The 20,700-nt window shown below is 65.2% G+C and carries 30 protein-coding genes and 1 pseudogene; 10 read left to right on the top strand and 21 right to left on the bottom strand.

Annotated features, from left to right (window positions below):
* Positions 1-233: 233 nt before the first annotated feature.
* A pseudogene (locus tag ACT6QU_RS10180) lies at positions 234-365 on the top strand (DUF2312 domain-containing protein); the annotation flags it as partial.
* Positions 366-418: 53 nt separating this feature from the next.
* Here the strand turns inward: ACT6QU_RS10180 and ACT6QU_RS10175 are convergent.
* The 4 genes from ACT6QU_RS10175 to ykgO form a co-directional block, all read right to left on the bottom strand.
* Positions 419-2,518, bottom strand: coding sequence for an EAL domain-containing protein (locus ACT6QU_RS10175; protein WP_444565637.1), 2,100 nt, complete (start codon positions 2,516-2,518; stop codon positions 419-421).
* Between the two features lie 62 nt (positions 2,519-2,580).
* Positions 2,581-3,645, bottom strand: coding sequence for an alpha/beta fold hydrolase (locus tag ACT6QU_RS10170; RefSeq protein WP_444565636.1), 1,065 nt, complete (start codon positions 3,643-3,645; stop codon positions 2,581-2,583).
* 50 nt (positions 3,646-3,695) lie between these two features.
* Positions 3,696-4,292, bottom strand: a complete 597-nt coding sequence (locus tag ACT6QU_RS10165) for a tetratricopeptide repeat protein (RefSeq protein ID WP_444565640.1) — start codon at positions 4,290-4,292, stop codon at positions 3,696-3,698.
* Between the two features lie 100 nt (positions 4,293-4,392).
* Positions 4,393-4,518 carry a type B 50S ribosomal protein L36 gene (ykgO, locus tag ACT6QU_RS10160; RefSeq protein WP_024587305.1) on the bottom strand — a complete coding sequence of 42 codons (126 nt, stop codon included), beginning with the start codon at positions 4,516-4,518 and terminating at the stop codon, positions 4,393-4,395.
* 317 nt (positions 4,519-4,835) lie between these two features.
* Here ykgO and ACT6QU_RS10155 point away from each other — a divergent pair, with 317 nt between their 5' ends.
* Positions 4,836-5,468, top strand: a complete 633-nt coding sequence (locus ACT6QU_RS10155; protein WP_444565635.1) for a tyrosine-type recombinase/integrase — start codon at positions 4,836-4,838, stop codon at positions 5,466-5,468.
* A gap of 74 nt (positions 5,469-5,542) precedes the next feature.
* Here ACT6QU_RS10155 and ACT6QU_RS10150 read toward each other — a convergent pair whose 3' ends face one another.
* Together ACT6QU_RS10150 and ACT6QU_RS10145 are read right to left on the bottom strand one after the other, a co-directional pair.
* The gene (locus ACT6QU_RS10150; RefSeq protein WP_444565634.1) at positions 5,543-5,872 is read right to left on the bottom strand and encodes a hypothetical protein; all 330 of its coding nucleotides are present in this window, start codon (positions 5,870-5,872) and stop codon (positions 5,543-5,545) included.
* Between the two features lie 3 nt (positions 5,873-5,875).
* Positions 5,876-6,724 (bottom strand): LysR family transcriptional regulator, encoded by an 849-nt coding sequence (locus ACT6QU_RS10145; protein ID WP_444565639.1) that lies wholly within the window; start codon positions 6,722-6,724, stop codon positions 5,876-5,878.
* On the opposite strand from ACT6QU_RS10145, the gene ACT6QU_RS10140 reads away from it, so the two are divergent.
* Both ACT6QU_RS10140 and ACT6QU_RS10135 read left to right on the top strand, forming a co-directional pair.
* The gene (locus tag ACT6QU_RS10140; protein ID WP_444565633.1) at positions 6,718-6,969 is read left to right on the top strand and encodes a hypothetical protein; all 252 of its coding nucleotides are present in this window, start codon (positions 6,718-6,720) and stop codon (positions 6,967-6,969) included. The genes ACT6QU_RS10145 and ACT6QU_RS10140 overlap by 7 nt on opposite strands.
* Before the next feature lie 28 nt (positions 6,970-6,997).
* The gene (locus ACT6QU_RS10135; protein ID WP_444565632.1) at positions 6,998-7,735 is read left to right on the top strand and encodes a lysostaphin resistance A-like protein; all 738 of its coding nucleotides are present in this window, start codon (positions 6,998-7,000) and stop codon (positions 7,733-7,735) included.
* Positions 7,736-7,990: 255 nt separating this feature from the next.
* Here the strand turns inward: ACT6QU_RS10135 and ACT6QU_RS10130 are convergent, their stop codons facing one another.
* From ACT6QU_RS10130 to ACT6QU_RS10120, 3 genes are read right to left on the bottom strand one after another with little or no spacing between them, the layout of a single operon-like run.
* Positions 7,991-9,070, bottom strand: coding sequence for a 5-(carboxyamino)imidazole ribonucleotide synthase (locus tag ACT6QU_RS10130; protein ID WP_444565631.1), 1,080 nt, complete (start codon positions 9,068-9,070; stop codon positions 7,991-7,993).
* Positions 9,067-9,564, bottom strand: a complete 498-nt coding sequence (purE, locus tag ACT6QU_RS10125) for a 5-(carboxyamino)imidazole ribonucleotide mutase (RefSeq protein WP_444565630.1) — start codon at positions 9,562-9,564, stop codon at positions 9,067-9,069. Before purE ends, ACT6QU_RS10130 begins: the two co-directional genes overlap by 4 nt.
* Before the next feature lie 21 nt (positions 9,565-9,585).
* Positions 9,586-9,789, bottom strand: a complete 204-nt coding sequence (locus ACT6QU_RS10120; RefSeq protein ID WP_024587301.1) for a YdcH family protein — start codon at positions 9,787-9,789, stop codon at positions 9,586-9,588.
* A 225-nt stretch (positions 9,790-10,014) separates the two neighbouring features.
* Here ACT6QU_RS10120 and ACT6QU_RS10115 point away from each other — a divergent pair, with 225 nt between their 5' ends.
* Positions 10,015-10,194: a YdcH family protein gene (locus ACT6QU_RS10115; protein WP_444565629.1), complete on the top strand. Its 180-nt coding sequence runs from the start codon at positions 10,015-10,017 to the stop codon at positions 10,192-10,194.
* Between the two features lie 98 nt (positions 10,195-10,292).
* Here the strand turns inward: ACT6QU_RS10115 and ACT6QU_RS10110 are convergent, their stop codons facing one another.
* From ACT6QU_RS10110 to ACT6QU_RS10100, 3 genes are all read right to left on the bottom strand, one after another.
* Entirely contained in the window at positions 10,293-10,556 is a 264-nt protein-coding gene (locus ACT6QU_RS10110) for an ArsR/SmtB family transcription factor (protein ID WP_444565628.1), read from the bottom strand.
* Positions 10,553-11,827 (bottom strand): MFS transporter, encoded by a 1,275-nt coding sequence (locus ACT6QU_RS10105; RefSeq protein WP_444565627.1) that lies wholly within the window; start codon positions 11,825-11,827, stop codon positions 10,553-10,555. Before ACT6QU_RS10105 ends, ACT6QU_RS10110 begins: the two co-directional genes overlap by 4 nt.
* 137 nt (positions 11,828-11,964) lie before the next feature.
* Positions 11,965-12,159 carry a DUF1192 domain-containing protein gene (locus ACT6QU_RS10100; RefSeq protein WP_444565626.1) on the bottom strand — a complete coding sequence of 65 codons (195 nt, stop codon included), beginning with the start codon at positions 12,157-12,159 and terminating at the stop codon, positions 11,965-11,967.
* A gap of 82 nt (positions 12,160-12,241) precedes the next feature.
* Here ACT6QU_RS10100 and ACT6QU_RS10095 point away from each other — a divergent pair, with 82 nt between their 5' ends.
* Positions 12,242-13,246: an NAD(P)H-quinone oxidoreductase gene (locus ACT6QU_RS10095; protein WP_444565625.1), complete on the top strand. Its 1,005-nt coding sequence runs from the start codon at positions 12,242-12,244 to the stop codon at positions 13,244-13,246.
* A 112-nt stretch (positions 13,247-13,358) separates the two neighbouring features.
* Positions 13,359-14,033 (top strand): BA14K family protein, encoded by a 675-nt coding sequence (locus ACT6QU_RS10090; protein ID WP_444565624.1) that lies wholly within the window; start codon positions 13,359-13,361, stop codon positions 14,031-14,033.
* 12 nt (positions 14,034-14,045) lie between these two features.
* Here ACT6QU_RS10090 and ACT6QU_RS10085 read toward each other — a convergent pair whose 3' ends face one another.
* The 4 genes from ACT6QU_RS10085 to ACT6QU_RS10070 form a co-directional block, all read right to left on the bottom strand.
* On the bottom strand, positions 14,046-14,456 hold the full coding sequence (locus ACT6QU_RS10085) for an SH3 domain-containing protein (RefSeq protein ID WP_444565623.1): 411 nt from the start codon (positions 14,454-14,456) through the stop codon (positions 14,046-14,048).
* 107 nt (positions 14,457-14,563) lie between these two features.
* Complete coding sequence (locus tag ACT6QU_RS10080; protein WP_444565622.1) at positions 14,564-14,908, bottom strand: YkgJ family cysteine cluster protein; 345 nt, start codon at positions 14,906-14,908, stop codon at positions 14,564-14,566.
* 40 nt (positions 14,909-14,948) lie between these two features.
* Positions 14,949-15,326, bottom strand: coding sequence for a DUF6481 family protein (locus ACT6QU_RS10075; RefSeq protein WP_024587292.1), 378 nt, complete (start codon positions 15,324-15,326; stop codon positions 14,949-14,951).
* A 32-nt stretch (positions 15,327-15,358) separates the two neighbouring features.
* Positions 15,359-15,517: a hypothetical protein gene (locus tag ACT6QU_RS10070; protein WP_444565621.1), complete on the bottom strand. Its 159-nt coding sequence runs from the start codon at positions 15,515-15,517 to the stop codon at positions 15,359-15,361.
* Here ACT6QU_RS10070 and ACT6QU_RS10065 point away from each other — a divergent pair.
* Both ACT6QU_RS10065 and ACT6QU_RS10060 read left to right on the top strand, forming a co-directional pair.
* Entirely contained in the window at positions 15,516-15,836 is a 321-nt protein-coding gene (locus ACT6QU_RS10065) for a hypothetical protein (protein WP_444565620.1), read from the top strand. The genes ACT6QU_RS10070 and ACT6QU_RS10065 overlap by 2 nt on opposite strands.
* 112 nt (positions 15,837-15,948) lie before the next feature.
* Positions 15,949-16,683, top strand: coding sequence for a L,D-transpeptidase (locus tag ACT6QU_RS10060; protein ID WP_444565619.1), 735 nt, complete (start codon positions 15,949-15,951; stop codon positions 16,681-16,683).
* Between the two features lie 24 nt (positions 16,684-16,707).
* Here ACT6QU_RS10060 and ACT6QU_RS10055 read toward each other — a convergent pair whose 3' ends face one another.
* The gene (locus ACT6QU_RS10055) at positions 16,708-17,709 is read right to left on the bottom strand and encodes a DUF808 domain-containing protein (protein WP_444565618.1); all 1,002 of its coding nucleotides are present in this window, start codon (positions 17,707-17,709) and stop codon (positions 16,708-16,710) included.
* A gap of 193 nt (positions 17,710-17,902) precedes the next feature.
* Here ACT6QU_RS10055 and ACT6QU_RS10050 point away from each other — a divergent pair, with 193 nt between their 5' ends.
* A complete protein-coding gene (locus tag ACT6QU_RS10050) occupies positions 17,903-18,598 on the top strand; it encodes a DUF1013 domain-containing protein (RefSeq protein ID WP_444565617.1) in 696 nt (231 codons plus the stop codon).
* A gap of 60 nt (positions 18,599-18,658) precedes the next feature.
* Here the strand turns inward: ACT6QU_RS10050 and ACT6QU_RS10045 are convergent, their stop codons facing one another.
* From ACT6QU_RS10045 to ACT6QU_RS10030, 4 genes are all read right to left on the bottom strand, one after another.
* Positions 18,659-19,180, bottom strand: coding sequence for a hypothetical protein (locus ACT6QU_RS10045; protein ID WP_024587287.1), 522 nt, complete (start codon positions 19,178-19,180; stop codon positions 18,659-18,661).
* A gap of 71 nt (positions 19,181-19,251) precedes the next feature.
* Positions 19,252-19,479: an NINE protein gene (locus ACT6QU_RS10040; protein ID WP_024587286.1), complete on the bottom strand. Its 228-nt coding sequence runs from the start codon at positions 19,477-19,479 to the stop codon at positions 19,252-19,254.
* 44 nt (positions 19,480-19,523) lie between these two features.
* Positions 19,524-20,249 (bottom strand): helix-turn-helix transcriptional regulator, encoded by a 726-nt coding sequence (locus ACT6QU_RS10035; protein WP_444836606.1) that lies wholly within the window; start codon positions 20,247-20,249, stop codon positions 19,524-19,526.
* A 12-nt stretch (positions 20,250-20,261) separates the two neighbouring features.
* Positions 20,262-20,633 carry a VOC family protein gene (locus ACT6QU_RS10030; protein ID WP_444565615.1) on the bottom strand — a complete coding sequence of 124 codons (372 nt, stop codon included), beginning with the start codon at positions 20,631-20,633 and terminating at the stop codon, positions 20,262-20,264.
* Between the last annotated feature and the right edge of the window lie 67 nt (positions 20,634-20,700).

The following is a 20,700-nucleotide window of genomic DNA, read 5'->3' as shown; positions in this document are numbered from 1 at the left end:
CCCGCCGGCCCATTTTCGGTCATCCTCGGAAAGCAGGCATCAAGCGCCTCAGCTTTTCTCACCTCTCCAGAATGTTTCTCTCGGCGCTGGATCGTTCTCGATCAATCCACGGCTGAGAAAGCCCCACCGCAAGCGGTGGGGTCCGTTCGCCAACTGGACCCGGGGGCGGGCCGGCGCTTGCTATTTGATTAGCTCCCCGTCCCGCCCCCTGTTCGTTTGAGGCTACACTTTTCGAGCAGGGGGGATCAGGCTACGACACCAAGGCGATCCGCACCATCATCCGCCTGCGCAAGAAGGACCCGAACGAGCGCCAGGAAGAAGAGGCGCTGGTCGAACTCTACATGAACGCCCTCGGCATGGCCTGATAGGGCCCCCCTAACGCCGGATGACGGAAGGCCGCGGACGACCGCGGCCTTTTTTACATCGCGGCGCGGCCGTGGCGCAGATTCGCCACGATGCCCTCCAGCGGCTCGGGACGGTGCAGGAAGAAACCCTGCCCGTATCTGATTCCAAGGCCGCACAGCAGCGCCAGCGTTTCGTCGTCCTCGATCTTCTCGGCCACCACCGTCAGCCCGATCGCCTTGGCGACATCGTTGATGGCGCGCACGATCGCCTGGTCGAAGGCGGAGCCGGCGAGATTTTCGACGAAATCGCCATTTATCTTGATGCTGTCGACGGGAAAGCGGCGCAGATAGTCGAACGAGCTCAAGCCCGAGCCGAAATCGTCGAGGCTGACGCGGCAATGGCGCTCGCGCGCGGCGTGGACGAAGCGCTCGGCGGCCTGGAAATTGGTGACCGCCGCCGTTTCCGTGATTTCGAAGACGAGGTTGGAATGGCTCACCTGCGCCGCCTCGACCTCGCGGTCGACGAATTCCCACAGGCCAGGATCGCTCAGCGTCTGTGCCGACAGGTTGAAGCCCAGGACGAGCTGTCCCGGGCCGCGCATGGCGTGGCCGTGGCGCTCCAGCGCGGTGCGGACGATCCATCGGTCGAGCCGCGCCGCCATGCCGAAGCGTTCGGCGGCGGGAATGAAGGCGGCGGGCGGGATCAGCCTGCCATTGCGGTCCTGCAGGCGGGCCAGCACCTCGCAGCGGTGCGAGGCGCTCCACGGTTCGCCGAGAATGTGGATCTGCTGGCCATAGAGCAGAAGCCGGCTGTTCTCCATCGCGTCGATCGTTTCCGACAGGATGCGGGCCGCTGTCAGGCCCGACGTCGATGCGCCGGCGCCCTCGCCGAACGCGACGCAACGATTGCGGCCGGAGGCCTTGGCGGCATAGCAGGCGTCGTCGGCGCGGGCGAGCGCGTCGGCCTGCGAGATCGAGGCGTCGCAGATCAGGGCGTAGCCGATGCTGGCGCCGAGCTTGGGCGAGCCGGCATCTTCGCCGAAACTGGTGCCGGCGATGCGGTCGAGGATTTCGCGTGCGAGGGTCGCCGGGTCCTCGCCGGAATTGACCGGGCAGATGATGGCGAATTCGTCGCCGCCCAGCCGCGCCGCTATCGCGCCGTCGGGCAGGGCATCGGCGATGATGCCACCGATGATCTGCAAGGCGCGGTCGCCGGCCGCATGGCCGGCAAAGTCGTTGAGCGCCTTGAAGTAGTCGAGGTCGAGATAGTGGATCGCGAAATGCCGTTCGGCAGCGGATTCCAGCGCGCGGGCTAGCTTGACGTCGAAGGCGCTGCGGTTCAACAGGCCGGTGAGCTGGTCGTGCCGGGCGGCGCGGGCGAGCGCCTCTTCGCGCAGGCATGCTTCGGTAACGTCGCGCACCGTGCCGACGAACTGGCCGGCCCCGCCAAATTCCGCGACGAAGCAGACCAGTGTCTCCAGATGGCGGATTTCGCCGTCGGCGCGGATCATGCGGTAGCGCAGTTGCACGGTCTCGCCGGTCTCGCGCGGCATCATGTGCTCGCGCTCGGCCCGCTTGCGATCCTGCGGATGGAGCTGCGAGCTCCATTGATCGAGCGATACTTCCCCGTCGATCGCCGGCAGCCCGAAGATGCCGTGTGTGCGCGCGTCCCAGAAGCTGGTGCGGGTCTCGAAATCATGGTGCCAGATGCCGGTGCCGCTGGCCGCGAGCGCGAGCCGGAACCGGGCGTTGATCTGGGCGAGGCCGTCCTCGGCCTGCTTGCGCCGCGTAATGTCGGTCTGCACCCCGACGACGCGGCGTGGCTTGCCCGACGCGTCCCAGGCGACGGTTCCACCGCGGTCGAGCACCCAGACCCAGTGCCCGTCCTTGTGGCGCAGGCGCATTTCCGTGTCGATGCGTTCGGTCAGCCCGGCGACGTGGTGGTCACCGCTGGCGACCGCCTGGTCGTAGTCGTCGGGATGCAGCAGCGTCAGCCAAAGGTCCGGGTCGTCGGGCAGCTCGCCGGGCTCATAGCCCAGCATCCGCGACCAGCTCGGCGAATAGTAGCAGCCGCCGGTGGCCAGATCGGCGTCCCAGACGCCGAGCCCCGCACGGTCGATCGCATGCGCCCAAAGGTCGCCGCGCGCGCCATCCTTGTCCTCTTCGCCCGTCATGCCCCGTCTCGACCGAATTTGCCCCGTCAAATGACGCTGGACCACAAAGCGAGAAGAATCCGTTAAGTGGCGGGCGCCGCCTGCGGCGTGCCGGGGTCCGCGCAGGTCTCGACATTGAACGCGTCGCCCGCGATGCGGTCCTGCACGGTCAGCGACAGCGCCTGGAGGTCGACGTCGCGGCCGCCCAGCTTCTCGATCGCCGCGACGGTCAGTTCGGGCGCCACCCAGTCGGGCTTGTGGCCGAGATTGCGCACCCAGACGCCCTCGGCGCGCGGGATGTCGCGGATCAGCCCGGCGGCGTGGATTTCCTCGAAGACGACGGTGTCGCGGTCACCCGAAACGACGATGGTCGGAGCATCGATTTCGCCATAGCGCGGCGCGGCGATCTCCGCATGGGCATAGAGCCCCGCGACGTCGATGGCGTTGGCGCGGAAGGTGGCGGGGCGCATGAGAAGCTGGATGGCGGCCTCGTCGATGTAGGTTTCGGACAAGGCGTTGGGCGAGAAGACGCATTGCGAGGCGCCGCGCATGCGGCTCCAGGCACCGGGCAGCGCCAGCGTCTCGACGAACAGCCGGCCGAGGAGCGGCCGTGCCGCCAGATCGTAATACCAGGACGTCTCGCCGCCCGGCCAGGGATGGCTTGCCGGCGCCAGCAGAACGAGCCCGCGCACCTTTTGCGGATGGTCGAGCGCCAGCGACGTCGCCACCGCCGCGCCGAACGAGTGCGCGACGATGATGGCGTCTTCGATGTCGAGTTCGTCCATCAGCGCGGCGATGGTCGCCGCCTGGCCGAACGGCGTCTCGTTGTTGCCCGGCCCGCGCTCCGACCAGCCATGTCCCGGCCGGTCGAGGAACAGGAGTTCGGCGCGGCCTTCCAGCGCACCGCGCACCGGGATCATCTGGTCGAGCAGGTTTCCGCTCGCGCCGTGGATGAAGAGCACCGGCGGCAGGTCGGCCTCGCCCTCGGGCCGAAGGTGCAGATGGTGCATCCGCGTTTCGTTGACCGTGGTGAAGGTGCCGATCGGCGGGTTGCGCCGCTCGATCAGCCACGCGCCGACGCGGGTGACGCCGACGAAGACCAGGATCAGGGCGATCAGGAAAGCCGCGGCGGCGGTCAGGAGGTTCATGCGGGGCGGGGACCTCGGTGAGTCGCGCGGCTGCGGAAAAGCTCGATGGCTCAGATGCCTTCGCCGGTCAGCTCGTCGGCGAGCGTGCCGACCTGCTCCTGCGCGTTGCGCATCATCGGATAGACATCTAGCACGCGCTCATAGGCCTTCAAGGCCGGTTCCTTGCGGCCCGAGCGCTGCAGGATCTGCGCCATGCCGGCCAGCGCGCCGAAATGGCGCGGTTCGAGCCGCAGCGTGCGGTCGATGTCCGACATGGAGAGCGCGTAATTATCCATCATGAAATGGACGGTGGCGCGCCGGTTCCAGCCCTCGGCATAATCGGGCGAGAGCGTCACCACCTGGTCGAGAAGGTCGAGCGCGGCGTCGAACTTGCGCGCCTGCATGGCGGCTGCGGCCCATTGCATCAAAAGGTCGATCGAGCGGCTGCCCGAGCGGGTCCATTCGCGCTGGATGCGGCTGGCGATGCGCGCTGCCGCCGCTTCGTTGCCGCTGCGCTTCAGATCGTGGAACAGCTCGTCGATGGAGGCTTTTTCGGAGCGCTCGACGGCGGGGGCTGCGGCCTCTTCTGCCGGTTCGGCCGCCTGGGCGGAGCCGGTGAGAAGGAGAATCGCGAGCGCGCATGGCAAAACGTTCCGCATGCAAGGCATGGTATGCCCGACATGCGGAACGTCAAACTGAATTGTCCGTGAGGCGGCGAGCGCCGCCTCGGACGTCATCGATCGCAGTCCCGAACGGGACCGCCTGCGATCAGCCCTGACGCGCCTTGAAGCGCGGGTTGGACTTGTTGATGATGTAGACGCGGCCCTTGCGACGCACGAGGCGGTTTTCGCGGTGACGGCCCTTGAGCGCCTTGAGCGAGTTCTTGATCTTCATCGGTCTGCCCGTTTTTCTTATTGCCCTTGATCGGGCGTCAAATGACACGACGCGCCACGAGGACGCGCCTGAAATCGTCGCGCTGGCTCATAGCGGAGGAGCGGGCGGGCTGTCAACCTGAGTCGGGCTGATGCTGCAATACGAAGGGTGACAGCATAGGGGTGGATTTCTGCCTGTCCGCTTGCGGGCTGCGGGCCCATCCATGCGGACATAGTCCCTTGGCCTCATGACATCGTTGTGCCGTTAATCTGAAGCTGCAGATATCCAGAAATTATACGCGTTTCATCTTCGGCCAATCAAGGCCGAGGAGAACTCACATGGGCCATTCTGATTTTGATGACGCCAACCGCGAGCGTGTCCCTTGGAACGCTGGCAAGAAGGTAGGCACCAAGCGACCGTTTACCCAAAAGCAAATCTGGGCTATTCGGTTCTTCCTTGATCGCGAACGACGCGTACGTGACCGCGCGTTGTTCGATCTTGCGATCGACAGCAAGCTTCGTGGCTGTGATCTGGTCAAGATCAGGATAAGCGATGTAGTCGTCGGACCAGCGATCAGGACACGCGCCATAGTGGTGCAGCAGAAGACCAGTCGTCCAGTCCAGTTCGAGATCACGAGTGACGTCAGAGCCAGCCTTCTCACTTGGCTCGAGCGGCGTGGCGGCATGGTCGATGATTATGCGTTCCCAAGCCGGATCAATCACTCACAACATATGAACACTAGGCAATATGCGCGTCTGGTCGACGAATGGGTGACCGCGATCGGCTTGCGTCCAGAGGAGTACGGCACTCATTCGCTCCGTCGCACCAAAGCGTCGATGATCTACAAAGCCACGGGCAATATCCGCGCCATCCAAATCTTACTCGGCCACTCAAAGATTGAGAACACGGTTCGATATCTCGGTGTCGATATCGAGGACGCACTGCTCCTCGCTGAGCAAACTGAAATCTGACGCTGAGCGGTCATCCGGCTCATTGCGGATGGCCGCTTTTAACAGGCCAGCTCAAGGAGCGCTGGCTGGCGTGATCAAAGGGCACCTTCATCGGTCAGGGACATCACCGCGGTGACAACACCCAGGTTCGACACGGTGCACTGCCAAGGGGCAAGGGTCGGCCCCACGCCGATCGTCAACTGCGAATTTGCTTCGGAGTAGATCATCTCAAGGATTGTAAGATCAGAACTGTTGGTCGTGCGCCAGACCTTCCGCAGGCAGGCATCGCGCGCCGCCCCTGGTACGCTTTCATCCATCACCGGCTGTGCTCCGACTGGACCTGACTGCATGGATTGGGCTCCGGCCGCGCAGCCTCCTGCCAGCAGTACCAAGCTTCCTGCGATCGCAATGCGACGAGCGTTCATGACCTAACCTCCGGTTTTCAACGGCGACCTGGAAGCCTGCAGCCTGAACCAACGGAACAGCGCTTCCAGCGCAGGTTCGTTGCGTCGGCTCACTTTCACGCTCAGATAATAGTCCTCCTGCGTGGGTAGAGCGACATCGTCAAGCAAGCGCACGACACCGAGTTCCAGATCACGAGCGGCAAGGAAATCAGGCACCAGCGCCGCCCCCAGGCCAGCTTTTGCCATCTCAAGAGCTAACAGGTAGTGCGAGGCAAAAATCCAGCGATGGGTCGGGTCATCCGTGCGTCCGGACAGCGTGTCATACGCTCTCCAGTCATCGCCATGGTGCCCTGGCAGAAGGTCAGTTGTAATCCTGGCATGCGCGGCTCCCGTAGTGGCCGCCGCCACTGCAACCAAGGTCTCCCGCCAAAGCAAAATGGAATGAAACCCGTTCTCGGCCGGCAAGGTCGTAACGAAGGCGTCAGCGACTCTGTCGGTAAGTTCGGGATCGCTCGCGTACATGCAAAGCTGCAGATCGAAAGCAGGAGAGGTCGCGTAGAAATCTGCCAGGCGCGGAATGAGCCAGCCGGGCCCGAAACTGCTGCATATCGCGAGCCGCACGACGTTGCGCGCACCGCCTATGGCTTCACCAACCGATCGCGCAATATCGGAAAATGCCGGTTGGAGCTTTCGAGCCAGTCGGTTCCCCGCTTCGGTCAAGGCTACCCCGCGGCCCTGTTTGTGCAAAAGGCGCTCGCCGACCAGCGTGGATAGAAGCCGCAACTGATGGCTGACCGCGCTTTGCGTGACGCCGAGTTCCGCCGCGGCCGCCCACCATCGAGAGCACCATAACCGGCTACCAAAGCGTGCAATATCTGCTGGCCGTCAACGCCGGCCAAAAATTGAGTGTCCAGTTGGATACGAGTAACTCCAGCAATTATTTCAATGTCACGGCACCTGGAGCCGACGCGGCCCTCTACAATTCATCCATGGGCGGCAACGCCGCATCGTTGACGATCCCGTCGACTGGCACCTATGTCATCGACGTCTACCTGATGCGGAACGCAGCGCGCCGAAATGAGACCGCACGTTACTCTCTGACGCTGTATACCGAGTAACGCAACTATGGCGGCGCGGACGACGGCCATGAACCGAACAGGGCGTGATTTCCCGTTCTACGATGACAAGCCGGTCGCCATTGGCTGGACAGGGTGGCTGGTTCTGCACGGCGCTCTGCTTGTTGCCTTTCTGGCCCTCACGCAGTTCCCCGAGGTCGACTTTCCCTTCACCTTCATTCCCGCGCTCTTGTTTCTGTCGATACCCCTGATGACCTTGCGGGTTGTGGTAGGCCCGGCAAGCTGCGCGCTCTTTCGTCCAGTGAGATTCAAGGACCTTGGGCTGATGCTGGCGTTCGGCCTTGCTACGCTCGTCGGTTCGATGGTTGTCGCGTTCGTCTTATCGCTTGTGGGATCACTCGCCCCTAATCCGCGCGTGGACCTGATGTCCTCGATGTCGGGCTATGCACTGGCCGCGGCTCTTGCGCCGACACTGCCGCAGCTCATCGGCGAGGAGATGCTAGGCATCGTGACCTTTCTCGCGGTTCTCTGGCTGTGTTTTTCGAAATGGCATCTGGCGCGATCAACTTCGATCGCCATCGCGCTCGGCGTCTCGGCTTTGATCTTCGGTGCCGCGCATCTGCCCACGTACGACTGGCACTGGGCGCAAGCGCTCATCGGTATCGGTAGCGCCCGTGTGATACTGACATTGGCGTACATCACGACGAAGAATCTCTGGGTTTCAGCGGGTGCGCACATCGTCAACGACTGGACCGGATTCCTCATTTCGTTCTCGCTCGGCCACGCGCCGATCGGTGTGGGCGACTGATCAAAGTCTGTGGCCGCGCGCAACCGCAAGCTCATAGCGTCTAGCAGCCGATCGGAGGACCTAGTGAGCATCGTCAGTCTGTCGGTCTGCCGAGGTCCAGTTTGGCTCTGACGGTTTCCGCATCGGACTTACGTGACCGATGATATCGCCGTGATCGGTCGATGCTGCGCTGAACGTAGTACACGACGGCAGCTTTCGGGTCACGAGGCGAATGAGCTGAACGGCAACAATGGGGTCGAAACCAGCCGCTGCCTTCTACCCCCGCGCCATCACCCGCGTAAAATGCCCCATCTTCCGCCCCTGCCGGGCTTCGCTCTTCCCATAGAGATGCAGCACCAGATCCGGCTCCGCGAGCAGCGCTTCCGCCATCCCCACCTCGTCCCCGATCAAATTCTCCATCACGCAATCCGAATGACGCTTCGGGTCGCCGAGCGGCAGGCCGGTGATGGCGCGGATGTGTTGTTCGAATTGGGAGACGGTGCAGGCGGCTTCCGTCCAGTGGCCGGAATTGTGGACGCGCGGGGCGATTTCGTTGGCGATGACGGAGCCGTCGCCGAGGACGAAGAACTCGACGCCGATGACGCCGACATAGTCGAGCGCGTCGAGGATGCGCAGCGTGGCAGCGCGGGCGGCCTCGATGGTCTGCGGCGCGACGTTGGCCGGCACGGTCGAGCTTTTCAGGATGCCGCCGCGGTGGAGGTTTTCGGCCGGGTCGAAGGCGCGGCTCGTCCCGCCCTGGCCGCGCGCGGCGACGACGGAGATTTCGGTCGCGAAGGGCACGAAGCCTTCGAGGATCAGCGGCACGGCGCCCATGCCCTCGTAGATGCCGTGCGTCTGGTCGCCGCCGGCGTCGCGGAAGACCTTCTGGCCCTTGCCGTCATAGCCGAGGCGCCGCGTTTTCAGGACGCCCGAGCCGCCCATGATGTCGAGTGCTTCGGCGAGTTCGGCGCCGCTGTCGACGGCGCGGAACGGCGCGGTCGGGATACCGGCCTTGTTGAGGAATTCCTTTTCCGTCAGCCGGTCCTGCGCGACTTCTAGCGCGCGCGGCGGCGGGTAGACGGCGTGGCCGGCGGCCAGACTGCGCGCGGCGTTCACCGGCACGTTCTCGAATTCGTAGGTGACGACGTCGCACGCCGTTCCCAGCCGCGCCAGCCCGTGCGCGTCGTCATAGGCGGCGACGATCTGCTCGTTCGCCACCTGCGCGGCGGGGCAGTCGCCCTCGGGGTCGAGCACGATGGTGCGGAAGCCGAGGCGGGCCGCCGCCATCGCCAGCATCCGGCCGAGCTGGCCGCCGCCGATGATGCCGATCGTCGAGCCCGGCGCGAGCGCGCTCATGCCTCGTCCTTCGGCCGTTCGGCGACGGCCTTCGTCTGCTTGTCGCGCCAGGCGTCGAGCCGCCCGGCGAGGGCGTCGTCGTAAAGGGCGAGCACGGCTGCGGCCATCAGCGCGGCGTTGACCGCGCCGGCCTTGCCGATGGCAAGCGTGCCGACGGGGATGCCGGCCGGCATCTGGACGATGGAGAGAAGCGAATCCTGGCCCGACAGCGCCTTCGATTCGACCGGCACGCCGAAGACCGGCAGCGGCGTCATCGCCGCCGTCATGCCCGGCAGATGTGCCGCGCCGCCGGCACCGGCGATGATGACCTTGAACCCGTCCGCCTTCGCGCTCTTGGCGAAATCATAGAGCCGATCAGGCGTGCGATGGGCGGAGACGATCCGCGAATCATGGGCAAGACCGAGCGCGTCGAGCGTCTCGGCCGCGTGGCGCATCGTCGCCCAGTCTGACTGGCTGCCCATGATGATGGCGATTTCGGCGCGTTGGTCGGCCATGGCGATGCTCCGTCAGGCCTGTCAGGCGATGATGTCGGGGATGATGCCGTCCTCGAGCTGGGACAGCCTGTCCTTGAGGGCGAGCTTCTTCTTCTTCATGCGCTGGATCTGGAGCGGGTCGCAGCCGACCTTCATCATGGCATTTATGGCCGCGTCGAAATCCGCATGTTCCTGCTTGGTCCGGGCAAATTCGAGACGAATCTCCGCCTGATCCTGTTCCGACATTTTCACCGTCTAAAGAAAGCGAGCGCGCTCGCGGGAGTAGGCCGCGCGACGCACAGTCCTCGTGCGCGATTCATAACACATGTCGGATCGTCAGCAAATGCTACTACGAGATGTTCGACAGCATTTGAAAGCGATGGCAGACTGTCATCGTGCTGTCATATCCGGTTCCAACCGGGAGCCGGACGGAACGCACGCAAACGAGGAACCAGGAAGGGAGAGCCCGGAATGTCTCTTGCGTCCCATCTACAGGAACTCCAGCGCAAACACGGCGATATCGAACGCCGGATCGACGAGGTGATGATGCATCCCTCCGCCGACCCGCTCGAGATAGCGTCCCTGAAGCGGCGAAAGCTGGCCCTGAAGGACGAAATGGAAAAACTCCGGTCACAACCGACACGACACTGAGCGGAAACGCTCGGCGCATCGGTCGATCCGATGCTCAGATCAGACGAGGCAACCTGCCGGTGGCGCCAGCGCCGCCGGCTTTGTTTTTGGGCCCCGCCTCACGCCTGCCAGAACTGGTCCAACCACAGATTGAGTTTCAGGAAGCCCGCTTCCTCGACGCGGTAGACGCGGCGCGTGCCTTCGTTCCTGGCCGAGACGAGACCGGCATCGCGCAGCGCCTTCAGGTGCTGCGAGACCGCCGGACGCGAGACGGGCAGGCCTTCGGCGAGTTCGTTGACCGTCTTCGGGCCACGCCGCAATTCCTCCAGCAGATGGCGCCGGTTGGCGTCGGCGATGGCCGCGAAGGCGTCGGCCTTCATCATGCGGCGTCCTGCCGCTCTTCGGGTTGATCGACCGTGTCCATGTCGCTGCGCGGATCGAGCAGCACCGCCTGCGGCGTGACGGCGCGTTCGGAGGGCAGCGTCTTGAACGCCTCCTTGTCCTCGCTCGCCACCGGCGCGCGGCGCGAGATGCGCAGCAGCGTATAGCCGGCCAGTACGAAATGCGGCAGCGCGGTCGCCAGGAACAGGCTTTCGGGGCGCATGTAATCCATCAGCGGCGCACCGATCACCGGTCCGATCATGGTGCCGAAGCCATAAAGCAGCAGCAGCCCGCCCGATACCTTGACGAAATCCTCCGGGCTCGCATGGTCGTTCGCATGGGCGACGGCGATGGAGTAGAGCGTGTAGGCGAGCATGCCGTAGGCCGCCGTCATGACGAGGACGGCGGCGCCCGAGCGGGGCATGGCGACGAAGATCAAAAGCGCGATGACGCCGCAGCCGGCGGCGGCGCCGGCGAGGACGTAGCGCCGGTCCATGCGGTCCGACAGGCGTCCGACCGGCATCTGCGCCAGCGCGCCGGCCAGCACCACGAGGCTCATCATCAGTGCGATCTCGAAGGTCGAGATGCCGATCCGCGCACCATAGACCGCGCCGAGCGTGCCCCAGGCGCCATTGGCGATGCCGACGAGAAGGCAGGCGGCGGAGGCGACGGGCGAGTTGCGGTAGAGGCCCTTCAGGTCGAGCGACACGCTCTGCAATGGCTTCGGCGCCATCGCCGAGGAGATCGCCGTTGGGATCAGGGAGGCGCAGAACAGGATGCCGGCCATCATGAACAGCGAGCCGTTGCCGATGTCGGCCGAGGCGACGACCATCTGGCCGGCCATGATCGAGGCGTAGGTGACCATCATGTAGAGGCCGAAGACGGTGCCGCGATTCTCGTTCGACGAGCGTTCGTTGAGCCAGCTTTCGATGACCATGAACGCGCCGGCCATGGCAAAGCCGGTGAACATGCGCAGGATGATCCAGGCATATTCGTTGATCCAGATGCCGGTCATCAGCGCGACGATGGAGGCGGTGGCGGCAAAGGCGCCGTAGGCGCGCACATGGCCGACCTTGCGCACCAGGCGCGGCGCCATGTAGCAGCCGGCGACGAAGCCGACCGCCCAGGCGGTGCCGAGAAGGCCGAGCGCCGTCGTCGAAAATCCTTCCGCCTGGCCGCGCAAGGGCAGGATGAGGCCATGCAGGCCCGATCCGGCAAGCAGGAAGGCGGTGCCCCAGAGCAGAGACAGGACGGGGCGGAAGGACATGAACATCAGGCGAATCTCATAGCGTTCGAAGCGGCATCGAGGCGCCGGGACAATAGACCCTTTACGTCGTTTTGACGGCGCGGGTGCGACAGCCGCATCGGCAAAACCGTCGCCGAAGGGCGATCAGCCCGCGCCCTTCATCGTCACGTGCGCCTGAAGAGCGCCTCGGCTGCCGAGCGCGTGGAGCTCTTGCCTGCGATATCGGCTTCGAGCCGGGCGATCTCGGCCCGCAATGCCTCGATCCGGTCGCCCAGTTCGCCGACGGACAGCAGCGACAGGTCCTGACCGATTTCGTGGACTTGCGTCTTTCGGATCGATTCGTCGTCGAAAATGGCCATGGCGCATTTCTCCGGTTTGATCGCAACCCGCTAAGCCTACATAAGGAGACCTTGCCGATCAAACCCCGCGAAGGAGTACGAGATGAGCCACGCCCTGCCGGAAAAGATGACCGCTGTCGCGATCACCGAGCCGGGGGGACCGCTCGTCCTGAAGCCCGAACGGCGCGGGCTTCCCGAATTGCGCGCGGGCGAGATCCTGATCCGCGTCAGGGCGGCGGGCGTCAACCGGCCGGATATCCAGCAGCGCAAGGGCGCCTATCCGCCGCCGCCGGACGCGTCCGACCTGCCGGGCCTCGAGGCGGCGGGCGAAGTCGCTGCGGTCGGGCCGGGCGTCACGCGCTGGCGGGTCGGCGATACAGTTACGGCGTTGACGCCGGGCGGCGCCTACGCCGAATATTGCCGCGTCCACGAAACCAACGCACTGCCGATTCCGCACGGCTTCACCTTCACCGAGGCGGCCGCGATCCCGGAAACCTTCTTCACCGTCTGGCACAACGTCTTCCAGCGCGGCGGCCTGCAGCCGGGCGAGACGCTTCTCGTCCATGGCGGCTCGTCGGGCATCGGCACGACGGCGATCCAGATCGCGACGAAGCTCGGCGCGAAGGTCATCGTCACGGCCGGATCGAAAGAAAAATGCGAGGCGTGCGAGGCGCTCGGCGCGGTGCGGGCGATCAATTATCGCGAGGAGGATTTCGTCGCGGTGGTCAAGGAGATCACCGGCGGCAAGGGTGTCGAGGTCATCCTCGACATGGTTGGCGGGTCCTATGTCGGGCGCAATTACGACGCTGCCGCCACCGACGGCCGCATCGTTCAGATCGCCACGATGAGCGGCGCCACCGGCGAGGCGAATTATTCCAAGCTGATGGTCAAGCGGCTGACCCATACCGGCTCGACGCTGCGTCCGCGCACGACCGAATTCAAGGCCAAGATCGCGTCCGAACTGGAAGCGCGCATCTGGCCGCTTCTCGCGTCGCGCGAGATCGCCCCGGTGATGGACATGATCTTCCCGCTGAAGGACGCATGGCGCGCGCATGAGCGGATGGAAGAGGGCGATCATGTCGGCAAGATCGTGCTCGACGTGGCCTGATTCCGCCCGGCCGAAGCCGCGCTGATATCGACGGCGTGCCCGCGTCCCGGCAAATATCGGAACCCGGGCACGCCGATTCGCATTCTCCTTCGGTCAACGAATGGAGAGCCCGATGAAACCCCTTCTCGCCGCCGCCGCAGGATTCACGCTGTCGCTGGGCATGTTCGCGGGGGGCGCGGTGCTGGCGACCTATACGTTGTCCGCCAAGCCGGTGGCCGTGAAGACAGGCCCGACTCAGGACGTCGCGGATTTGTGGACGGCCGAGGCGAGAGCCATCGATCCGGGCAATCAGGATCTGGAGCGGGTGGCCGCCGCGCCGCTGCCGCCGGAGCCGGAAATGACGGCCGAGGCCGGCGCGGGTGAGGAGATCACGCTCGCCAGTGCCGACCCCTCGGCCTGGCCCGGTCAGGAGACGGCGATCGACGAAACGGTCACCGCGGCAATCGGCGAGGCGCCGGCCGACGCGACGCAGGATGCCGGATTGCCCGTCGCGCATCTGCAATGGTGTGCCCAGCGCTACCGCTCCTACCGCCCCGAAACGAACAGCTACACGCCCTATGGCGGCGGCAGCAAAACCTGCGTGTCTCCATATGCCGAGTCCGGTCAGGCCGGCGAAACGATGATGGTCGCGCAAGCGGCCATCGAGGGGCCGACCTCCCAGAGCGGGCGCCATGTCGAGACGGCCTCGCGCCACGTACAATCGTGCTTCGACCGCTATCGCTCCTATCGCCCGGAAGACAACAGCTATCAGCCCTATGGTGGCGGACCGCGCCAGCAGTGCGAATAGGCAGGAGCCGCGTCAGCCGCCCGCCGGCTGGAGGTAGCGGTTGTAGATCCAGCCTTCGTACTCGGCGGTGGTGACGAAATGCCAGTTGCCGTCGACCTGGAGCGAGCGGACCCGCGTGCCCGCTGGTGCCGTCCAGACGATACCGAAATTGGATGAAGGGCCACTGCGCAATCGCACATTGGCGGTCGTGGTGAAGATGTCGGCGTCGGTTTCCGGCGCGGCGACTTCCACGGGCTCCTCGCGCACCGGTTCGATTCCGGGCGAAGCGGGAGGCTGCGGTCCGGGTGCTGCCGATTCGGCCGGCGGTGTGCTGGGGATGGAGCTGACCGCAATCGGCTCCGTGCGCTCGACCGGCGACCACCAGCCGATGCCCAGGGCTGCCACCAGCAGCAAGGCTCCGAAAAATGCTGTTGCCGCTCTCATCCGGCACTCCGAAATGTCATGCACGCTTCATAGCTGGCGCGTCTTCACATGAAGTTAAGCGAGCCTGGCCTGTGCGTGAAGGGCATTCGCGAAAAAGCGTACCGCCGTCAAAGCCCGTAGGCGCGGCGGGCCATCAGGCAATCGTCGCCGCCGGGTTCGCATTCGCGGCAGACCACCGGCCGGATCGCATAGACGGCGCAACTCGTCGCCCTGCCGACATCGCCGGTAAGCGCCGCGCAGCGTGAGCCATTGCAGGCCATGCCGGCGAGATCGGCCGAAACGAGCGATGGCGGCAGCAGCGCCAGATCGGCTTCGTCCTCGGTCGAAAATCGCGGCCAGGCGGACGAGTAGGCGCAGCACGCGCCGCAGTTCTGGCAATCCGCATCCGTCAGCGCGCGGCCTTGCGGCCCGCCCGGCGAAGCCGGAGCGGGTTGCGGATGTGAAAGCTGCAATGTCGGCGGGCGCGGGCCGCTGGCGGCGAGCCGGGTCAGCTTACTTGCGCGCCTTGCGCGCAGCGTAACGGGCGTCGCGCGCTGCCTTGCGCTCCGCCTCGTACTGCATGACCTGCTCGATGCGGGCCTTGTCGGCCTCTTCCTTGGCGAGACGGTCGGCATTCGCCGCTTCTTCGGCGGCGGCCTTGCGCGCTTCTTCCTCGCGCTGCAGGCGCTCGGCCTTTTCGCGTCGTGCCTGTTCGCGTTCGGCGGCGCGCTTTTCACGCTCGGCGGCGATGCGCGCGCGCTCGGCTTGCTTGGCGAGCATTTCGGGCGAATCGGACGCCGGACGCGCCTTGAACTTTTCGAGCAGTTCCTTCTTGGCGGCATCAGCCGCAGCGCGGCGGTCCTGGAAATTCTGGTGCTTGGAGATCGACAAAGCTGGCTTTCTTGTGAGAGTGAGGCCTCCCTTTAGAGAATATCCGCGCCAACATCCAGCCGGCATCCGCAAAGCGGCATCAACTTGCGTGTCATCGCCGGCCCGACATCGAACCGGACGATCGTGTCCGAAGGCGGCGGCGAACCATTCTCGCCACTTTCGGTCCCTATCGGCACCGGCATGATCTGCATGCGGCCCCTTCTCGTGATCCTCGCCTTCTGCCTCGCGCTTGTCGCGCCGGCACAGGCGGGCGGCTGGCTGGACAGCCAGGGTCGTGCCTGTCTTCACCCGATCGCCGTCTCCATGCAGGCGAGCGCGCCCGACGCGCTGCCGCATGACGGCATCATCGCTCCGCCTTGCTACGGCCTCGTCGCGATCCTCGAGACCGGCATCACGCTGCCTGCCGGTAGCGGCAGCGCCGAATTTGCCGCCGGCGCAACCAGGCTCGATCTGCCGCTGCGGCCGGCCGGGATCGACCGGCCCCCGAAGCTGGCGGCCCATCTCGCCTGAATCCCTTCAAGCATCGTGCAGACGGACGAAGGCGCGCGCGCACCCGTCGCGTGCATCCGATTTCATCGGTCGCCTGACACGCTGAACTTTACTTCCTTCCTTCGAGGCAATCATGACCATCCATACTCGCGCTTCCGGCTTGACCGGAGGCGTCGGCCGTCGCTCCTTCATGCTGGGCGCCGGCTCTCTCCTGCTTTCGGGCTGCGTATCCTCGCCCGGGCCGCAGGTCGCGACTCCGGCCCCCGCGGCCGAACCCGTGCCGCCGGTGCGCCCGCTGATGTACGACGCACTTCCCGACGAACAGTTCGAGGTTCCGGCCGTCGACGTGGCGCAGATGGAGCCGCGCTGGTGGCGTCAGGAAGTCGACTATCAGAGCGACGAGACGCCAGGAACGCTGGTCGTCGAGACAGGCGAGAAATACCTCTACCACGTTCGCCCCAATGGCCGCGCCATGCGTTACGGGATCGGCGTCGGCCGGCAGGGCTTTTCCTGGGAGGGGCGCGCGGTGATCGCCTACAAGCGCATCTGGCCGCGTTGGACGCCGCCGGATTCGATGGTCGAACGGCAGCCCGAGCTTAAGCCTTATTCGATCGCCAATGGCGGCATGGACCCGAGTGCGACGAACCCGATGGGCGCACGCGCGCTCTATATCCATCAGGGCGGACGCGACACGATCTATCGCGTCCACGGAACGCATCAGCCCTGGTCGATCGGCAAGGCGATCTCGTCGGGCTGCATCCGCCTGATCAACCAGGACATCATCCATCTTCACGACAATGTGCGCGATGGAAGCGCGCTCGTCGTCAACCATGCGATCAGCGAGGATCTGGTCGCGTCGGCGGACTGACCAACGGAAGATCGCGGGAGGGGCTCAGCCCTTCCCGCGCAAGGCCGCAAACGCCGGAACGAAGACCCGGCCGACGATAGGCAAAAGGACGAGGCCGAGTGCCAGTCCGAACACTCCGTCGAACGCGGCGACGACTATCCACTCCACCGCCGCGTCGGCCAGGCCAACCAAATGGGCAGCGCCGGTCGCTGCCGTCTCGATGACATGGGCGATCCCGCCGAAACCCAGCACCTCGAGCCCGTGGGTGACGATCTGGCCGCCCACCCACAGCATCGCTGCGGTTCCGATCGTGGATATCGCTGTCATGATCCCCGGCATCGCCTTCACCAGCCATCGGCCGAAGGCGCGCGTTGCCGAGAGGCGTCCGATCTGGGCAAGCTTCAGCCCGGCATCATCCATCTTCACCAGCAATGCGACCGCCCCATAGACCAGCGCCGTGATGCCGATGGCGACCAGCGCGAGCACGATGCCCCGCGTCAGCACGCCCTGCGCCTCGATCGCCGCGAGCGCGATGGTCATGATCTCGGCCGACAAGATGAAATCGGTCTTGATCGCCCCCGCAACTCTCTCTTCTTCCAGCCGTGCTGCGTCGAGCGCGTGCGGCTCGTCATGCGCGCCGTCCTCGTGGCCCATGAAGAGATGCGCGACCTTCTCGGCGCCCTCGAAACACAGATAGGCGCCTCCCAGCATCAGGAGCGGCGTCATCAGCCATGGCGCGAAATTGTCGAGCAGCAGTGCGAGAGGCAACAAGATGACCAGCTTGTTGAAGATCGATCCCCGCGCGATCTTCCAGACGATCGGCAGTTCGCGCGCTGCCGGCAGATGCTGGACGTACTTCGGCGTCACGGCCGTATCGTCGATGACGACGCCGAGCGATTTTGCGCCGGCCTTGGCCGTATCGTCGATCACCGATCCTGCGACCTTGACGCTGACGCGTCCGGCCTGCGCGGCGACGTCATCGACATGGGCGGCGGCAAGTTTGGCGAGGGCAGCGACGTCGTCGAGAAGCGCGAGAAGTCCGCTCATTTCATCTCCCGTTCGCCAATGTCCTGACTATTGGTAGAGGGTTGGCGCCGCACCTTACAATATCGGTGCCCTCGCCGGCGATGCGTTGCGATCGGGCGCAAATGCGTTTATATGCAACCCTGATTTTCCCATATTGGTGGCTCTGCCCACCGCCCGCGGCAGGGACCGCGGGCGAACAGGAAGGATTTATCTCATGGCCAACACGCTTCTCATGCCCAAGGCCACCGCCGTCTGGCTGGTCGACAACACCGCCTTGTCCTTCGACCAGATCGCGCATTTCTGCACGCTGCATCCGCTCGAAGTGAAGGCGATCGCGGATGGCGAAGCGGCGCAGGGCATCAAGGGTCTCGACCCGGTCATCACCGGCCAGCTTTCGCGCGAGGAGATCGCCAAGGGCGAGGCCGATTCCAACTATCGCCTGAAGCTTGCCGAGCCGAAGGTGCGCGTTCCCGAATCCAAGCGCCGCACGCCGCGCTACACGCCGGTGTCCAAGCGCCAGGATCGTCCCAACGCGATCCTCTGGCTGGTGCGCAACCATCCCGAACTGAAGGACGCGCAGATTTCGCGCCTCGTCGGCACGACCAAGTCGACCATCGAGCAGATCCGCGAGCGCAAGCACTGGAACGCGGCCAATCTTGTGCCGATGGACCCGGTGACGCTTGGCCTTTGCTCGCAGATCGATCTCGACCTCGAAGTGCAAAAGGCCTCGCGCGGCATGCCGGCGCCCGAACCCGTCGGCGGCACCCTGCTTCCGGCGCGCGACACGGAATCGCTCGACGTGGGCGAGGATCGCGACGACCAGGAACTCGATGCCGATGCCGTTTTCGCCAAGCTGTCGTCGCTGAAGTCGACGCAGCCCGAAGAAGACGAGGACGACAACCGCTATTGAGCGGCATCGTCACGACATGCAAAAAGGGCGCCGCGCGGCGCCCTTTTTCGTTTGGGGAGACTATTTCGAGTCGCGTTTGGCCTGCGCCACGGCGCCGGCTTTGCGCTGGCGGCCGAGTTCCATCGGCCGCACCAGGTTCTGGCGCCGGTCCGACGCCGCCTTGCGCATGCCCTTGTGGGCGTGGCGCGTGTTGGCGGGCGCGTCGTCGCCATCGGCCTTCTTCTTCAGCTTGAGCGCCTTTTGCGACAATTCGGCCTGCGAGACCTGCGATGCCATGCGCTCGCGCCGGGCGGCTTCGGAATTCAGCCGCCGCATCGCGGTCGCGAGAACTTCGAGCTTGGCCTTGTTGCCGGATGCGGAGGCGGCCGGCTCGGCACCTTTGGGCGCTGCCTTGCCGCGCATCTCGCGCCGACGCCGCTGCACCTCGCCGCTCGCCTTGTCGCGCCGCTCGCGAAGGAGCTTGACCAGCGAGGTCAGCTCCTTGTCGCCAAGGTCCTGCAAGGCGGGATGATGCGACTTCGCCACCAGTTCGCGCTCGTCCTTGTCGAGCGCGCGCTCTTCCTGTTTCCGATTGAGGGCCATCACTGTCCTTTCTTCGTTGGAGCGGTTTGAAAACCCAACGACAAAGGCACGGGATCGTTGCAGGAAAAGTCCTACCGAACCCGCCCCGCCTCCATCGTCTCGACGCGGTGTTCGAGGTTGGCTTCGCGGACCATCGAGGGCAGCAGGAAGAGGTCGATGATCTGGCCGATGCCGAGGAGGCCGAGCGTCAGGAGCCACAGGATGCCGGTCCAGATGCGGCCGGTGTAGAAGCGGTGGAGGCCGCAGAAGCCGACGAGGCCCAACAGCCACAAGAGGAATGCAACGGGTCCCGATTTCATGCGCCTTGCTCCAGATCAGATCGTTTCGATCAAGAGATAGGTGCTCACGGCGCGTTTTGCGAGCGTCGATGCGCCCAGTCGCGCGCGGCTTCGTCGCGCTCCATCTGGCGGTAGAAATCGGCGAGCTGCTTGCCGCGCTCATGCTTGAAGACGCGGCCGTCGCAGGTGATGGAGGCGATGCGGTCGATGCGAAACGCGCGGAAGTCTCCGCGCAGTTCGCACCAGCCGACGACGGTCCACACCTTGCCCCAGAACCACAGGCCAAGCGGGCGGATGTCGCGGCAGGACGAGGCGCCGGCCTCGTCGCGATAGTCGATCTTCAGGACATGGCGCGCTTCGACCGCACGCTCCAGCGTGTCGATCGTCCGGCGCTCTTCCTCCGAGACGACCCAGAGCGGCATGTGGATTTCGGTGCGGTCGATGCGGGCGCGCTCAGTGTCGGGCAGGACGGCCGAAATCTTGACCAGCGCCTCCTCGGCCGCGCGCGCCATCGCCGCGCCGCCGAAGGCGCGCACCATGCGCGCGCCGGCGACGAGGGCGACGATCTCGTCACGCGTGAACATCAGCGGGGGAAGGTCGAAGCCTTCCCGCAGGATGTAGCCGACGCCCGCCTCGCCATCGATCGGCACGCCGGTCGACTGGAGGTCGGCGATGTCGCGGTAGATGGTGCGGTCGGACACTTCCAGCCGCTCGGCCAGCATGTGCGCGGTGACGAGGCGGCCGCCGCGGAGATATTGCACGATCTGGAACAGCCGGTCGGCGCGCCGCATCGGGGCTTATCCTCAACTGAACAGGCCGAAGCTGTTGCCGTCGGGATCGAGGCAATAGCAAAAGCGGCCGGCCGGTATGGATATCACGGGCGAGACGACCTGTCCGCCATTCGACGCGACGCGCTCCATCGCGGCTTCGAGGTCCAAGACCGCGAGATGGATGGTGGGGCCGGTGCCGGGGGCGGCGGGCCTGCCGGGATAGATGTGGCCCGCGACGCCCTCGCGCATGTTGGCGACGGGAAAATTCGCCATCGGGTTCGGCGCGCCTTCCTGGTCTTCCAGCTCGTGGCCGGTGACGGTGGCGTAGAAGGCTTTCGCCCTCGCCATGTCGGTGACCGGGATTTCGAACCAGACGGCGGCATTCTTTGGCAGATGATGGCTCATGTCGGTCCCTCTCGCAGAGCGTTGAGGGACCATCATGCGCCCAGGCTCCTGACAGCATAGTGTCAGG

Source organism: Aliihoeflea sp., assembly GCF_052435475.1.
Classification (GTDB): Bacteria; Pseudomonadota; Alphaproteobacteria; order Rhizobiales; family Rhizobiaceae; genus Aliihoeflea.
Note: the sequence above shows the minus strand (reverse complement) of the source record. Positions and strands in the feature narration are given on the sequence as shown.